The organism is Haloarcula amylolytica JCM 13557, assembly GCF_000336615.1.
Classification (GTDB): Archaea; Halobacteriota; Halobacteria; order Halobacteriales; family Haloarculaceae; genus Haloarcula; species Haloarcula amylolytica.
Genome location: NZ_AOLW01000024.1, coordinates 116,451 through 130,656 on the forward strand (window position 1 = coordinate 116,451; position 14,206 = coordinate 130,656).

General features: G+C 65.0%; 16 protein-coding genes. 8 read left to right on the forward strand and 8 right to left on the reverse strand.

The window, feature by feature from the left end; genetic code table 11:
- Positions 1 to 46 precede the first annotated feature (46 nt).
- The 3 genes from C442_RS12970 to C442_RS12980 form a co-directional block, all read right to left on the reverse strand.
- The gene (locus C442_RS12970; RefSeq protein ID WP_008311130.1) at positions 47 to 391 is read right to left on the reverse strand and encodes a hypothetical protein; all 345 of its coding nucleotides are present in this window, start codon (positions 389 to 391) and stop codon (positions 47 to 49) included.
- 242 nt (positions 392 to 633) lie between these two features.
- On the reverse strand, positions 634 to 1,689 hold the full coding sequence (locus tag C442_RS12975; protein ID WP_008311132.1) for a molybdopterin-dependent oxidoreductase: 1,056 nt from the start codon (positions 1,687 to 1,689) through the stop codon (positions 634 to 636).
- 51 nt (positions 1,690 to 1,740) lie between these two features.
- The gene (locus C442_RS12980) at positions 1,741 to 2,697 is read right to left on the reverse strand and encodes a lamin tail domain-containing protein (RefSeq protein WP_049942987.1); all 957 of its coding nucleotides are present in this window, start codon (positions 2,695 to 2,697) and stop codon (positions 1,741 to 1,743) included.
- A gap of 87 nt (positions 2,698 to 2,784) precedes the next feature.
- Between C442_RS12980 and C442_RS12985 the strand changes: the two genes are divergently transcribed.
- Positions 2,785 to 3,678, forward strand: a complete 894-nt coding sequence (locus C442_RS12985; RefSeq protein WP_049942976.1) for a CBS domain-containing protein — start codon at positions 2,785 to 2,787, stop codon at positions 3,676 to 3,678.
- A 123-nt stretch (positions 3,679 to 3,801) separates the two neighbouring features.
- A complete protein-coding gene (locus C442_RS12990; protein WP_008311138.1) occupies positions 3,802 to 4,536 on the forward strand; it encodes a GNAT family N-acetyltransferase in 735 nt (244 codons plus the stop codon).
- 21 nt (positions 4,537 to 4,557) lie between these two features.
- Here C442_RS12990 and C442_RS12995 read toward each other — a convergent pair whose 3' ends face one another.
- The 4 genes from C442_RS12995 to C442_RS13010 all read right to left on the reverse strand — a co-directional run bounded on the left by C442_RS12995 (position 4,558) and on the right by C442_RS13010 (position 7,757).
- The gene (locus C442_RS12995) at positions 4,558 to 5,604 is read right to left on the reverse strand and encodes a nucleoside recognition domain-containing protein (protein ID WP_008311139.1); all 1,047 of its coding nucleotides are present in this window, start codon (positions 5,602 to 5,604) and stop codon (positions 4,558 to 4,560) included.
- 100 nt (positions 5,605 to 5,704) lie between these two features.
- The gene (locus tag C442_RS13000) at positions 5,705 to 6,271 is read right to left on the reverse strand and encodes a magnesium transporter (protein ID WP_008311141.1); all 567 of its coding nucleotides are present in this window, start codon (positions 6,269 to 6,271) and stop codon (positions 5,705 to 5,707) included.
- The gene (locus C442_RS13005) at positions 6,272 to 6,850 is read right to left on the reverse strand and encodes a magnesium transporter (RefSeq protein ID WP_008311143.1); all 579 of its coding nucleotides are present in this window, start codon (positions 6,848 to 6,850) and stop codon (positions 6,272 to 6,274) included.
- 55 nt (positions 6,851 to 6,905) lie between these two features.
- Positions 6,906 to 7,757 carry a DUF7537 family lipoprotein gene (locus C442_RS13010; RefSeq protein WP_008311144.1) on the reverse strand — a complete coding sequence of 284 codons (852 nt, stop codon included), beginning with the start codon at positions 7,755 to 7,757 and terminating at the stop codon, positions 6,906 to 6,908.
- Positions 7,758 to 7,888: 131 nt separating this feature from the next.
- Here C442_RS13010 and C442_RS13015 point away from each other — a divergent pair, with 131 nt between their 5' ends.
- From C442_RS13015 to C442_RS13040, 6 genes are all read left to right on the forward strand, one after another.
- Positions 7,889 to 9,280, forward strand: a complete 1,392-nt coding sequence (locus C442_RS13015; RefSeq protein WP_080504311.1) for a substrate-binding protein — start codon at positions 7,889 to 7,891, stop codon at positions 9,278 to 9,280.
- Positions 9,281 to 9,412: 132 nt separating this feature from the next.
- Positions 9,413 to 10,351 carry a branched-chain amino acid ABC transporter permease gene (locus tag C442_RS13020; RefSeq protein WP_008311148.1) on the forward strand — a complete coding sequence of 313 codons (939 nt, stop codon included), beginning with the start codon at positions 9,413 to 9,415 and terminating at the stop codon, positions 10,349 to 10,351.
- Positions 10,348 to 11,562 (forward strand): branched-chain amino acid ABC transporter permease, encoded by a 1,215-nt coding sequence (locus tag C442_RS13025; RefSeq protein ID WP_008311150.1) that lies wholly within the window; start codon positions 10,348 to 10,350, stop codon positions 11,560 to 11,562. Before C442_RS13020 ends, C442_RS13025 begins: the two co-directional genes overlap by 4 nt.
- Positions 11,559 to 12,317 carry an ABC transporter ATP-binding protein gene (locus C442_RS13030; RefSeq protein WP_008311152.1) on the forward strand — a complete coding sequence of 253 codons (759 nt, stop codon included), beginning with the start codon at positions 11,559 to 11,561 and terminating at the stop codon, positions 12,315 to 12,317. Before C442_RS13025 ends, C442_RS13030 begins: the two co-directional genes overlap by 4 nt.
- Positions 12,314 to 13,057 (forward strand): ABC transporter ATP-binding protein, encoded by a 744-nt coding sequence (locus C442_RS13035; protein WP_008311153.1) that lies wholly within the window; start codon positions 12,314 to 12,316, stop codon positions 13,055 to 13,057. Before C442_RS13030 ends, C442_RS13035 begins: the two co-directional genes overlap by 4 nt.
- A complete protein-coding gene (locus C442_RS13040; protein WP_008311154.1) occupies positions 13,058 to 13,741 on the forward strand; it encodes a thioredoxin family protein in 684 nt (227 codons plus the stop codon). It abuts the gene before it with no gap.
- An 8-nt stretch (positions 13,742 to 13,749) separates the two neighbouring features.
- Here C442_RS13040 and C442_RS13045 read toward each other — a convergent pair whose 3' ends face one another.
- Positions 13,750 to 14,148: a universal stress protein gene (locus tag C442_RS13045; RefSeq protein ID WP_008311156.1), complete on the reverse strand. Its 399-nt coding sequence runs from the start codon at positions 14,146 to 14,148 to the stop codon at positions 13,750 to 13,752.
- Positions 14,149 to 14,206 lie beyond the last annotated feature (58 nt).

Sequence of the window (14,206 nt, forward strand, 5' to 3'; positions counted from 1 at the left end):
GCCGGCACAGAACGCCGTGGGTATCAGAGGCGGTCAGCCGGCGGTTTCAGGCCAGAAGGGCGGTGAGGATGATGCCGGTGTTCCACGCCGTCACCGCGACGCCCAGCAGCGCCAGTCCGAGCGGGACACCGATGGAGTACGGCCAGGAGACGTACTTCCAGATGGCGAAAAAGCCAACGAATACGAAGGCTTTCAGGCCAGTCAACACCAGCAGTGCATGCCGTTCCAGCAGTAGCCTGACGACCGGGCTGAGTTCCGTCACGCCGGTGATGCTGTAGCCGACAAGCGTCGTGACGAGGTCACCGACGCCGAAGAAGGCGACGGCAACCGCCCACAGGGCGACGGCGGTGTTCGACGGGCCGGTGAGTCGGGCGGGCTGCCGCCAGTTCATAGCCCCCGCTACTGCTCCACAGCACTTCGTTAGTGGTAGCTTCAATGACAACTACAGTGGTAAGCTGCTCTTTCGACCGCTGGGCCTGTCGTACTGTGCTGAGCGCCGAGTCAGCGTAGAGAGACAGTGCGTCGGGGTGTACCCGTCCGAAGTGAGCAGATACTGCGGGTAATCCCCTCTTTCCACGCGGGATTACCCCGAGAGAACGGCGACTGCTCTGTTGCTGGAGCACACGAGCAAACTCAGAGCCCGCTCACGAATATCGCGAGCCACTCACCGAGTTCGCGGCGCTTGCTGACCCGAACCGACTCGACCCACTTCACCCACTGGAAGCCACGGCGGCCCGGTGCGACGAGTCGGAGCGGGTAGCCGTGCCCGTGGGCCAGGCGCTCGCCGTCGACGTGGGTGGCCAGCACGGCATCGCGGGCCTCCGACAGCGGGAGGCTCCACCGGTAGCCGGTCACCGAGCGGAACTGGACCCACGCCGCCGCGTCGTCGGGGTCGGCGGCGTCGAGCAGGTCACCGACCCGAACGCCCTGCCACTCGTGGCCGGAGTACCAGCCGCTCGTACAGTCAAGTATCGCCGATTCGGTCGCGTCCGGCGAGAGTTCGCCGGCAGCGTAGCTGGTCTCCTGAGCGACTCGGCCGGCAACCGACAGCGACCAGTCGGCCGCGTCGACCGGGTCCGGGTCGTCGGCGACCCAACTGGTGACGGGAAACCGGTTGCCATCGTCGGTCCCTTCCTCCCGCGAACCGGTGTACCGGCGGTCCGCGCCGGCCGAGTCGAGCGCGTCGTTGACTGGCCCCTGAACTCGCCAGAGGAGCGCGCCGGCAGTCACCAGCCCGGCGTACCGGAGGACGTCCCGGCGGCCGCCCCGGATGGCCTGTCTTGGAGAGTAGAACCGAGCACGGAGATGCACCAGTAGCAGTGGCGGGACCAGCAGGCCGAGCGCGACGTGCAGGTGAAACAGCCCCCACGGCCCGAGGTCGAGCGTGCCGCCGAATATCCACCAGACACCGGTGCCGAGCGCGCCCAGTGCGACCGCGGCCAGAACGACCGAAAGGACGCGGGCACCGGTCAGCCGTGACGGAGCGACGCGATGGGCGACACGGCGGAGCTTCACCGGCAACAGGAGCGTCAGAACCACGCCGGAGAGCGCGTGGAGGTCGATAATCCACGCGCTGCTGGGGATGCCTGCGAAGATGGTGGCGACACCGGTGGCAAGCAGCGCCGCCACCGCCGCGAACAGCCCCCAGTCGACCGCCCGTGGGGTGGGCGTCAGCTGCCGGATGGCCATGCCAGCGGTTAGCACTGGAACGGTTTATACTGCCATCCCTGCGTAGCGGCGTCAGTACGACTGCCGCAGGACCGTCTCGCCGCTGGCGTTCCGGACGATGACAGTGTCGCCGTCGTTGTTCCAGACCGCCCCGCTCCGGCCCCAGTACCGCTCCGTGTCGGTGTCGGTTCCGCTACCGGAGTACAGGGTCACCGATGCGTTCGGGTCGAGGGTCAGGTCCGCGAACGTGTACTGATGGCCGGCTTCGTCGCTGACTGTCCAGCCTGAGAGGTCGAGCGCCGCGTCGCCGGTGTTCGTGAGCGTGACGTACTCGTCGTTCAGGTTCTCGTTGTCGTTGCCCGTCGCATCGGGGTGGATTTCCGCGATCTCGACGCCGCTGGCACTCTCGGTCCCGCCGTCGGCGATAGCCGTGTGGGTCACTGCGTCCGGGTCCGTACAGCGCCAGAGCCCGCGCCGATCGGAGCGGGCAACGTCCTCGGCCGCGTAGAATCGGTCGGTGCGGGAGAATTCACTGTCGTATACCCTCGCATGACCAGTCTCGACGAGTCGGTAGTTGAACAGCGTCCCGTCGAGGACGACGTAGGCCAGCAGTCGGTCGTAGTAGCCGCGGCGGTCCAGATTCTGGTCGAACGCGAGCCCGACTGTCTCGCCCAGCAGTTGTTGCTTGGCGAGCGACGACGCGTTCGTGCCGGCCCTGCGGAGGCAGGACGCACCGGCGTCGGTCTCGGGGACGCCCTCGAACTCCGCGGGGTCGTTCTCGGTGTGGACTTCGGGCGTGTCGACACCGACCAGTCGGACCGTGTCACCAGTCCCGTTCTCGTAGGCGACCTGTATCGTATCGCCGTCGACGACAGCTGTGACGGTCACGGTGACAGCGGGCTCCGGAACGTCGACTGCTGACTGGCTGTCAACGGCGGTCCCCGCGGGCTGAGACGGAGAAGTAGTGAAGCCGCTGCAGCCGGCAGCGACCACGAGGACGACGACGAGACCGAACGCGAGCCGACGCATTGTCGAGATGTCGGTGGCCGGCGACACAAGGGTGCCGGTGTCGTCGGGCGGACTGTTATACGTCTGCCATGTCTGGGTTCCGGTAGGATGCTCGTCCCGCTACCAGTTAGAGATATCATGCGGACGCCGGTCGAAACCATCAGCCCCGACGCGCCGGTCATCGAGGCGGCGAAGCGCCTCCGCGACGAGGATATCGGCTCGCTCGTCGTCGAGGACGACAGCGGCTGCGTCGGCATCATCACGGAGAGCGATATCGTCGCCGTCACCGCAGCCGAGGGGGATACCAGAGCGCTGTCGGTCGGTGACGTAATGGCCGAGACGCTGGTGACGATCACGCCCGACGCGGACATCGAAACGGCCGTGGATCGGCTGCGGACGAACAACATCAAGAAACTGCCCGTCGTCGAGGACGGGACTCTCGTCGGCATCGTCACGACGACCGACCTCTCGGACTACATTCCGCACCTCTCACGCATGAAGGGACCGACCGGCGAGCCGCCACAGCAAAAGCGGTTCACCCGACCGGACACGCTGTACGAGAGCGAGGACTGGACGTTCGAGAGCTACGGGACCGCCGACGGTATCGACGTCGGTGACCACGTCCGGTTCAGCAAGACGATATCCGAGGCCGATGTGGAGGCCTTCGCCGAGGCGAGCGGCGACACGAACAGACTCCACCTCGACGCGGACTTCGCCGAAGGGACGCGGTTCGGTCGCCGGATCGCCCACGGAACGCTCGTTTCGGGAATCATCAGCGCAGCCCTGGCCCGGCTCCCCGGGCTGACGATATACCTCTCCCAGGAGCTGAGCTACCAGGGACCCGTCGACATCGGCGAGGAGGTCACGGCCCGCTGTGAGGTCGTCGAACGCATCAAGGACAACCGGTTCCGCCTGGCCACGGCTGTCGACGATTCCGAGGGGAACTGCGTCATCGAAGGCGACGCCGTCGTCATCTCCGACCCGATTCCGGACACAGTCTAAATCGACAGTCGGACGCATCTCGTCACAGTCGACCGGGACTGCTCGGACAGAACTCCCACCACGTTTCATGTTTCGTGTTACCGAATAACAATTGTTAATAATCTGCTAGTAGATGTACTCGATATGGACGCTGTCGAACGGCCGACTTTCGAGACGAGCGCCGCGATGGAGGTGTATCAGCACGTCGAGCGACACGGGACGGCGGCACGGCACAGAGTCCGTGAGATGGTAGACCTCTCGCCGGAGGCGTTCGAAGAGGCGCTGACACATCTTCTGTCGAAGGGCTACATCGAGGACGACGGCGGGACCCTGACGCTGGCGCTCGATGTCGGCTCAGTCGAGCAACACACCACAGACGGGCTGACGTACACGATTCGGCCGGCCCACAACGACGACTTCGAAGGGCTCGTCCAGACCATTCGGAACGTCTCCAGCGACGGCACGTACGTCGTCGCCGAGAGCGTCGCCGAGCAGTTGTTGTACGAGGACGCTGTCACGCGACACAACACGGTCGAATCGCGGGTGTTCTTCGTCGCCACGGTCGACGGGGAGGTCATCGGCTGGTGCCACCTCGACCTCCCACAGCTGGACAAGCTCCGCGAGACGGCCCAGCTCACCGTCGGCGTCAGGGAGGAGCAGCGTGGCCAGGGCATCGGCAGCCAGCTCATGCAACGCGGGCTGGGCTGGGCGAAGGCCAACGGCTACCGGAAGCTGTACAACAGCGTGCCGGCGATCACGGAGAACGCGATGGTGTTCCTCGAAGACCACGGCTGGAACACCGAGGGTATCCGCCGGAACCACTACAGCATCGACGGCGAGCAGGTCGACGAGGTGATGATGGCCTACACGTTCGACTGACGGCGGACCACCGGTTTCGCACTACAGCAGGACGACCAGTGCCAGCGCGATCCAGACGATTTTCAGCCCCGTGTTGACGACGATGACCTTCGTACCGAACTCCCGGCCCCAGATGCCGAACTGGAAGGGAATCGAGCGCTTGAACGTCGAGACGGCAAAGGAGATGATGCCGCCGACGAGCATCGTCGCCACGGCGGTCCGGGCGGTGAAGGTCCCGTTTCTGATGAGCGGCGAGATGACCGTCGCCCCCGAGGTCGTGTCGAGCGCGTAGGCGGCGATGACGGGGATGGCCGCGCCGGGCAGCCCCAGCAGTCCCGCGAACCCGTCGGCAGCGGCGGTGACGGAGGCCCCGTCGCTGCCGGCCAGCGCCAGTATCTCGTCACCGTAGGCGACGAGCAGCGAGACGACGGCGTAGATGGCCGCCAGTCGGGGCAGGATGTCCCGGACCTTCTCGGCCGTCGCGTCGAACGCCGTCCTGACCGCTGCCCGGCGGCTCTCCGGACGCTCGTCGAACACGTCGCCCGCGTCGTCGGCCGTCCCGCCGTCAGGGGCCGGGTCCGTATTTGCGGTCGACCGACCGACGTTGGACGCGTCCAGCAGGACCGCACCGGCGGCGATGCCGGTCAGCGTAATCGCCAGCGCGATGAGCCCCCGCGTGGCGACGTACAGCACCCCCACCCGAAAGCCCAGGATCGGGATGAGTATCGGGGCGTAGAACGTGATGATGTGCTGGGCGAAGCCGAAGAACGTGTTGATGGTGACGGCAATTATCGTCGCGCGGTCGGACAGCACGCCGGACTCGCGGAAGTCGGCGAGCATCCCGTAGCCGGCGGTTGTCGACGCCGTCGTCGTCAGGATAGCGGTGCCAACCTCGTCCGGGAGGTTCGCCGGCGACGTGAGATAGCGCGAGACAACGGCGATTTTCTCGACCAGTCCGAACGCGACCGCCAGTTCCGCGAGGAACACGCCAAACGAGAGAAAGAACGTGATACGGAGGACCCTGATAGCGACCTCTCCGAGGACAGCGACTATGGGGTGGCCAAGCACGGCGGCGACGAGCGACTGCACGTCTGAAAGTAGTGGTCTAGCTGGCAAATGCCCATCGGTAGCGACAGAATCGCGCTGAGCGAGCAATCGCGTCTGTGGCTAGCACAGCCACTTCACCAGATCACACGAACACCCGCACAGCGCCGAACAGCACCACCACGCCCAGCACGTCACAGACGTTCGTGACGACGGGAATGACCACGTCGTCGGGGTCCAGTTCGAACCGGTAGGCGGCGTAGGTCGTCACCGTCGTCACGACGATGGCCAGCACCGCCAGCAGGCTCCCGCTGACGAGCGCGACCAGAACGACCGTCCGGAGCGGGAGCGCAGTGCCGCCGATGACGGCCTGGAGGAGCCACGCACCGGCACCGACGAGCGGGAACAGCGTCACCGCGAGGGCAACGGTGGCGATCGCGTTGCCGGCAAGCCGGTCATCGGTCGCCGCGAATGACAAAAGACCGAGGTGAAACGCCGTCGAGAACCGCGCCGCGAGGATGCTGCCGAGGTTGCCCGCCATCCCGATGGTCACCGGAACGAGTACGAGCAGCGACGGGTACTGCAGCAGTGTTCCCTCGAAGGTATCGAGTACGAGGCCGCTCCCGAGTTCGATAGCGGTGAGCACGACCAGGATGGGAAACATCGTCCGGACGATACCCGAGACCGACCACTGGGAGGCGAACTCCGCCACTCAGCCACCCCCCAGTGCGAGGACGAGGCGGGTCGCGCCCAGCAGCGTCGCGATACCGACCACGTCGCCCGTCGTCGTCACGACCGGGCCGGCCAGCGTATCCGGATTGAGCCCGCGGCGGTAGCCGACGAACACGACCGAGACGACGGCGATGGTCAACAGCAGTCCGGAGACGAAGCCCGCGATGAGCGCGATGGCGACGAGGGTTGTGAGCGGGGCCGACGGTCGCCCGACCAGGGCGAGCAGGGCGACGGCCATCACCGCGGCGACGCCGCTGATGAGCACGCCGTTTGCCAGTGCCGCCGCGACGGCGGCGTTGATGCGGTCGTCGTCGAAAGAAAACGTCGGGTCGATAAGCCCCTGATGGAGCGCCGACCCCAGGCGTGCGCCGAGCGAGCCGTAGACGTTCCCCCGAGTGGCAAGCAGCGCCGGCACGAGCACGAGTAGCCCGGCGACGTCCTGTAACTCCGCGTCCATGCCGCCGAGGACGACGCCCGCGAAGAGGCCGCCGACCGCACTGAGCGCCAGTACCGGGAGCGACTCCCGGTAGGCTTCGAGTGCCACCTCGCGGACAGTCATTGCAGGGCGAAGGGCGGCGAGCGAAAAAAAGCCCCCTGATAGCGCTGGCGCGCCCTCAACCGGGAGTCGACTGCGCCCTGTCACGCCACGGCGGCGGTCCGACCGTCGTGTTGCCGACCGCGGTAAACCTGATAGTTCTGGTGACGGTGACCGGTTCGTCGCCGTCCGTGAGCGTCGTGTACTCGGTCCGGTAGTGCCGGACAAGGCCCGACTGCGTGACGTGGGCGACGAGCGTCGCGTTCTCCCGGGACGCCCACGCTGTCGACGAGGTGTTCTCCCGTAGCCGGTCCCCCCTGATGACGTAGGTGGTCCCGTCTGACTGCTGGGGCCGCAAGGTCCGGGTGTGGAACGGGGCAACGGTCCGAGTGACGTCGGCGGCCGGACGGCCGTTCAACGCGGCGGCGTGAACCCAGTACCGCCACGTTCCGGCGTAGCTGTCCGGCGGGTCGTACTCGTTGTAGATCGTCTGGTTGTCGCGCACGAGTCGGCGGAGATACGTATCGCCGTCGGACCAGAACGACGCGGTCGCCGGCGGCCGACCGAGGAGCACCGGGGCGGCAGGGCCGCGGACAGATATGTTAGCGAGGTGTGTCCGGTTCGCGTCCAGCGCGACCTGGACTCGGAGGTGGGACCGCAACGACCCGTTTGCATATCTGACGGTCCGGTTCATCGTCAGCGTGTACCCGGTTTCGTTGAGACGGTCACCGTGTGCGGAACCGAGCAGAGATGGGCTGGTGACGCCTGTCGCCCCGGCGCCGGCCGGATACGTGGTCGCGGAGTCGGTCGGCACCGGGGCGGGCGTCACCGGCGTCGCCGAGTCGTCGCCGCCGCTGAACCCGAACCCCCCACAGCCCGCGGTAACGACGACGATGAAGACGAGTAACTGCCGACGCAGATTCCTCGCCATGCTCTAGCAAACCAATCAGATCGGAATAAGTCTACGGATCGTCGTTTAGCCGATATCTGTCAGTACATAGATGTGAAACCGTTGATTAACCTACCGAAACTATTATGATAGATTGAACCACCGTATGGAACATGCCAACTAATGGCAGTACGGTCAACCGACGACAGTTGCTGAAGAGTACGGGCGTTGCAGGTGTGGCAGGGCTGACGGGACTGGCCGGTTGTTCCGGTGGCGACGGTGGCGATGGTGGCGGCGATGGCGGCGATGGTGGCGACGGTGGCGGCGATGGTGGCGACGACTACCCGTCGCTCGGGAACTTCCCGGTCGAGGGCGACACGGTCACGTTCGGGTTCAACGTTCCACAGTCCGGGCCCTACTCCTCAGAGGGCCAGGACGAACTACGGGCGTACGAACTCGCCCAGAAGCACCTCAACAACGGGGGTGGCTGGGTGGACACCTTCGAGGACCTCAGCGGCGACGGCGTCCTCGGGTACACGGTCGATTCGGTGAACGGCGACACGGCGACCGACGCCGATACCGCTCGACAGGCCGCCTCGCGAATGATAAACCGGGACGACGTGGTGATGATCTCGGGCGGCTCTTCCAGCGCAGTGGCCATCGCCGTACAGGGCCTCTGTCAGTCGCAGAACGTCATGTTCATGGCCTGTCTGACGCACTCCAACGACACGACCGGCAAAGACTGCGCCCGGTACGGGTTCCGGGAGATGTTCAACGCGTACATGACCGGGCAGGCACTCGCGCCGGTGCTTGAAAGCGAGTACGGCTCGGACAACGAGTTCTACCAGCTGTACGCCGACTACTCCTGGGGCCAGACCCAACAGGACTCGATGAACCAGTTCCTCTCGGAGATCGGCTGGGAAGAGGTCGACAGCGTGCCGACGCCGCTCGGGACCAGCGACTTCTCCTCGTATCTCTCGGAGGCCGCAAACAGCGGCGCGGACGTGCTCGTCCTGAACCACTACGGGCTGGACGGCGCGAACTCCGTCTCGCAGGCCGTCGATGCCGGTATCGACGAGGACATGGAACTCGTCGTCCCGCTGTACAACCGCCCGATGGCACAGGCCGCCGGTGGTTCCATCGAAGGCATCTACGGAACGATCGCCTGGGACTCCCAGATCGACAACGAGGCGTCGAACGCGTTCACCCAGGCGTTCCAGGACGAGTACGACCGCGTCCCGTCCGGCCCGGCCCAGCTCGCTTATTCGCAGACGCTCCAGTACGCGGCCGCCGCCGAACGTGCGGGCACGTTCTACCCGCCGGAGGTCATCCGCCAACTGGAGGACTACGAGTACAGCAACATCGGCATGGGCGAGGAGACGATGCGTGCCTGCGACCACCAGGCCCAGCGGGACATTCCGGTCGCTCAGGGGCTGCCAGAGAGCGAACAGTCAGACGGGAACTTCATCGACATTGTCGAGATCACGTCCCGGGACGACGTCGGATACGCGTGCGATTCCGGACCGGCCGCAGAGTGCGAACTCGGCGAGTACGGCGACGAATAGGACGGAATCCGGACAGGGGACCGTGTCCCTCATGATTTATAGTTCATGAGGTTGCCTTACTTGATACACAAAAACTAGCATGATTAGGAATACGCAGAGAGTACGAGCAGAGTGCGGTGGGGGGGATCCGGCGTGACGCTACTCGCGGACATCCTCACCATCTTATTGAATGGGTTGCAACAGGGCGCGATTTACGTCCTGCTCGCGGTTGGACTGTCGATTATCCTCGGGACGCTAAAGTTCGTCAACTTCGCCCACGGGGCGCTGTACCTCATCGGTGCGTATCTGGGGCTGTTCATAACTGGAAGTGTTCCGTTGAATGACGGCCAACTGGTAGAATGGGGCATCCAGTCGTACGGCATCGGACTGGGATTCATCGCCGCACTGGTCATCGTGCCGATTGTCGTGTTCGTCATCGGCCTCCTGATGGAGCGATTCATCGCACAGGCGTTCTACGACCGCCCCGACACTGACCAGATTCTCGTGACCTTCGGGCTCGCAATCATCGTCCAGGAACTGCTCAGAGCGATGCTCGGCGGGAACAGCCAGCCGTTCCCACAGCCCTCGTGGGCATCCGGTCCCATCGCGCTGCCTGTGGTCGGGAACTTCCCGCGCTGGCGACTCGGCGTCATCGTGATTACGGCAGTCCTCGTCCTGGCCGTGTACGCCCTCGTCGAGTACACCGACTTCGGCCTCATCGTTCAGGCCGGTACCCTCGACGACGAGATGGTTCGCCTGCTGGGGATCAGGCTGAGCCGGCCGTACCTCGTCGTCTTCGGCATCGGTGCCGCCCTCGCCGGCGTGGCCGGCGTCGTCGGCGGCCCGCTCGCTAACGTCAATCCCAACATCGGTACTGAACAGTTGGTACCGGCGTTCCTGACCGTCGTCATCGGCGGCGTCGGGAAGATAGAAGGGGCTGTCGTGGCCGGACTGATGCTCGGGACACTACAGGTGCTGCTCATACAGACCGGCTACGCAGCCTGGAGCCAGGTCGGCATCTACGCGCTCGCGGCGATAATCCTGCTTGTGCGTCCGCAGGGGCTGCTTGGCTCGGAGGTTGATGTCTCGTGAGCGACGAACCGCGCGACGCGACTGCCACGGCGGCGACCGACGCCGACGCGGAGGTCACCGGCGGTCTCGGCGACCGCTGGGCCAGCTTCCGCGACCGGGAGATATCGACGGTGCTGCTCACGGTCGTGGGCGTGGCCGTCTTCCCGTTCCTCTTCAACAACTTCCTCGACGGCTACACGCAGCTGGCGACGCTAGTACTCATCTACGGCATCTTCGCCGTCGGGTTCGACATCCTGCTCGGGTACACCGGCCTGCTGTCGTTCGGCCACGCCGTCTTCTTCGGCGGCGCGGCCTACGCCGCCGGTATCTTCAGCGCGAGCGTGAGCAGCTCGCCGCTGCTGGTGCTGCTCGCCGGCACGGTGTTTGCAGTGTTGATGGCGTGGATTGTCGGGTTCCTGTCGCTGCGCCGCGGCGGAATCTACTTCGCCATCCTGACGCTGACGTTCGGCCAGATGTCGTTCTATCTGGCGGCGTCGCCGCTGGCGTTCCTCACGAACGGTGAGAACGGGTTCACCTCCGTGGATATCGGTCACTTGCTGGGCGTCATCGACATCCACGGCGGGGTGCCGTTCCCGCTGTCGATGCTGGTCGACAACATGCTGTACGTGTTCGTGGCCGTCATGACTGTGCTGTCGGTCGCGATGGCGAACCGCATCCTGCACTCGCCGTACGGGACCGTGTTCCGCGCGATTCGCGAGAACGAGCGACGCGCGGAGTTCGTCGGGCTTGACGTCTGGCGGTACAAGCTCATGGCGTTCATCATCTCGGCGGCCTTCGCCGGCATCGCCGGGAGCCTGTTCACCATCGAGGGGAACTACGTGCCCCTGGAGTCGCTGTACTGGACTGAGTCCGGTCGTATCGTCATCATGACTGTGCTGGGCGGTGTCGGATCGCTGTTCGGGCCGCTGTTCGGTGCCGGCCTGTACCTGTACATCGAGAACATCGTCAGCGGGTTCCCGACGCTGGGGCCCTTCTGGCATCTCATCCTCGGCATCGTGTTCGTCGTCGCCGTCGTCGTCTTCCCCAACGGTATCTGGGGCGGTATCGAATACAGTCAAGACCGGATTATGGCGGCGATACGGTTCACCCGGGAAAACGGAATCAAGGCCGCGCTACGGTACGCGGTTGATCTGATCGTCCGAAAGGTCAAAGCCGTGTTTCAAAGGATCAGCTCCATACCAACCCGGCTTCTCGGAGGTGAGGACAAATGACGGTTCTCGAAACCGAGCAACTCACCAAGCAGTTCGGCGGTCTCACGGCCGTCGACGAGGTGGACCTGGAGATAGAACAGGGCGAGGGCGTGAGCCTGATCGGCCCCAACGGCGCGGGGAAATCGACGTTCATCAACCTCGTCACCAGACGGCTCGAACCGAGCTACGGCGAGATCGCGTTCCAAGGGGATTCCATCATCGGGATGGACCCACACGAGGTCGTCCAGCGGGGGATGAGCAAGTCCTTCCAGACGGCCTCTATCTTCCCCGAACTGACCGTCAAGGAGAACGCGACTATCGCGGCGCTGGCGGCCGAACACGGTTCGTTCCGGTTCAACTTCTTCCGCAACCAGAACAGCTATCCGGCGGTCGACGAACTGGCGAACGAGGTCCTCGAGTCGGTCGGGCTGTACGACGAGCGGGAGAACGAGGCCGCCAGCCTCGACTACGGGAACAAGCGCCGGCTCGAACTCGGCATTGCGCTGGCCGCCGAACCGGATATGCTGCTGATGGACGAGCCGACCGCCGGGATGAGCCCCGAGGAGACGAAATCGACCGTCGACCTTATCAAGCGAGTCAAGGATGAACTCGACCTGACGTTCCTGCTGGTCGAACACGACATGGAGATCGTCTTCGACATCTCCGACCGTATCATCGTCCTCAACCGCGGGTCAGTCATCGCGAAGGGGACCCCCGACCAAGTGCAGGACGACCCCGCTGTGCAGGAAGCGTACCTGGGAGGTGTCGAGGAATGACGCTGCTCGACGTGGACAACATCAACGGCTACTACGGCGAGAGCCACATCATTCAGGACGTGTCGATGAACGTCGACGACGGCGAGATCACGGCCCTGCTGGGCCGCAACGGAGCGGGGAAGACCTCGACGCTCCGGTGTATCTCCGGGGCGACGCCGCCCGACGTCCGGAGCGGCACGATCCAGTTCGACGGAACGGACATCACCAACGACCCGCCGGAGGACATCGCCGTCCGCGGCATCTCGCTGGTCCCGGAGGAACGGCGCGTGTTCACTGATTTGACCGTCGCCGAGAACCTCCACCTCGCGGACACCGTCCGCAACAAGTCGAACACCTGGCGGCGGAAGCTCGATTTCCGCGACGAAGGGATGTCGACGGCGGAGATCTACGAGTACTTCCCGAGACTCGACGAGCGACGCTCCCAGAAGGCCGGCACGCTCTCGGGCGGCGAACAGCAGATGCTCGCCATCGCCCGCGCGCTCCACCAGAGCACCGACCTGTTGATGCTCGACGAGCCATACGAGGGGCTGGCACCGCAGATCATCGAGTCCGTCGAGAACGCCATCGAACGCATCAGCGAGGACGGCACGACGATACTGCTGGTCGAGCAAAACGCCGTCGCGGCGATGAAAATCGCCGACCGGTGTTACGTGCTGGACCGCGGCCAGGTGGTCTTCGAGGGGGCCGCCGAGGAACTGCAGAACGACCAAGAGACCCGCGACAAGTACCTAGGTGTCTGAATGTCGAACACACAATCCGCCGAAGCGTTGCTCGACGCACTGCAATCGGAAGGTGTCGTCGTCATCGACGAGGAAACGGACGAAGTCAGCACGACGGAAGCGTTCGAGGCCGACCGCGGGGTGTACTACGACACCTACGTCACGATGGGCGACGCGGAGTTCCACGAGTCCGTCGCCGACGTGTTCGGCCTCGATTCGGCCGCCGAAGCGGCCGAGCGGGTCGACGAACTCGACGTGTCGCGCGAGGAGTTCGCCACGTTCCTGACGCTGCGGTCGAACGTCGACGGCTCCTACACCTCCGTGGAACTGACGACGATGGCACAGATGGCGACCGAACTGGGGCCGGAGACGCCGGTCCCCGACGCAGTCGAACACTTAGACGACGACAGCTACGCGGCCTTCGTCGACGCCCACGACCGGTGTGTCGTCACCGTATGGAAACTGTTCTGTGAGCCCTGCGAAGCGATGAAAGCGGAATTAGACGACGTGCTGGCCGCGTTCCCCGAGGGCGTTCCAGTCGGTGGTCTCGCCGGCGAGCGGTCCCCGGAGTTCTGTCAGTCGGTCGGTGTCAACGCGGCACCCGCCGTCGTGCTGTTCGAGGACGGCGAGCCCGTCGAGCGGATCACTGGCCGGACGGACCCGTCGCCGCTCGCTGAACGGGTCGAAGAAGTGTACGGCGTCTGACTGCGGCGTTACTCTTCTTTGCCGCTACAGACCAGCACGGACCGGTCCGTGCCCAGAATCACGCTCTGTGTGACGCTGCCGAACAGCACTTTGCCCGTCGGCGTCCGCTTGCGTCCGGCGACAACGATCATGTCGGCGTCGTGCTCGTCAGCCAGCCGGAGGATCGCGTCGGCCGGTTCGCCGCTTGACTCCTCCAGCGCCACCTCGACGCCGGCGTCCTCGAGGACTTCCCGTGCCCGGCGCACGGAGGCCACCTGATCGACGGACGCGCCTTCGGGGTTCTCCTCGAAGTCGTGCAGCAGCGTGACGCGAACCTCGCTGGCGTCCATCGGAATCTCGGTTATCGCTTCCGCGATGGCGGTCCCACGAGCCTCACTTTTGTCTATCCCAGCGACAATTTCGTACATGCTCGCTTCGTCCGTAGGACGGGCCAACCCTTAGTTCTGGCCCGGATTTCGAACATCA

Bases quoted from the DNA above. Each gene is read 5' to 3' on its own strand.
- C442_RS12970 (WP_008311130.1), bottom strand. From the start codon at position 391: ATGAACTGGCGGCAGCCCGCCCGACTCACCGGCCCGTCGAACACCGCC.
- C442_RS12975 (WP_008311132.1), bottom strand. From the start codon at position 1,689: ATGGCCATCCGGCAGCTGACGCCCACCCCACGGGCGGTCGACTGGGGG.
- C442_RS12980 (WP_049942987.1), bottom strand. From the start codon at position 2,697: ATGCGTCGGCTCGCGTTCGGTCTCGTCGTCGTCCTCGTGGTCGCTGCC.
- C442_RS12985 (WP_049942976.1), top strand. From the start codon at position 2,785: ATGCTCGTCCCGCTACCAGTTAGAGATATCATGCGGACGCCGGTCGAA.
- C442_RS12990 (WP_008311138.1), top strand. From the start codon at position 3,802: ATGGACGCTGTCGAACGGCCGACTTTCGAGACGAGCGCCGCGATGGAG.
- C442_RS13005 (WP_008311143.1), bottom strand. From the start codon at position 6,850: ATGACTGTCCGCGAGGTGGCACTCGAAGCCTACCGGGAGTCGCTCCCG.
- C442_RS13010 (WP_008311144.1), bottom strand. From the start codon at position 7,757: ATGGCGAGGAATCTGCGTCGGCAGTTACTCGTCTTCATCGTCGTCGTT.
- C442_RS13015 (WP_080504311.1), top strand. From the start codon at position 7,889: ATGCCAACTAATGGCAGTACGGTCAACCGACGACAGTTGCTGAAGAGT.
- C442_RS13030 (WP_008311152.1), top strand. From the start codon at position 11,559: ATGACGGTTCTCGAAACCGAGCAACTCACCAAGCAGTTCGGCGGTCTC.
- C442_RS13035 (WP_008311153.1), top strand. From the start codon at position 12,314: ATGACGCTGCTCGACGTGGACAACATCAACGGCTACTACGGCGAGAGC.
- C442_RS13040 (WP_008311154.1), top strand. From the start codon at position 13,058: ATGTCGAACACACAATCCGCCGAAGCGTTGCTCGACGCACTGCAATCG.
- C442_RS13045 (WP_008311156.1), bottom strand. From the start codon at position 14,148: ATGTACGAAATTGTCGCTGGGATAGACAAAAGTGAGGCTCGTGGGACC.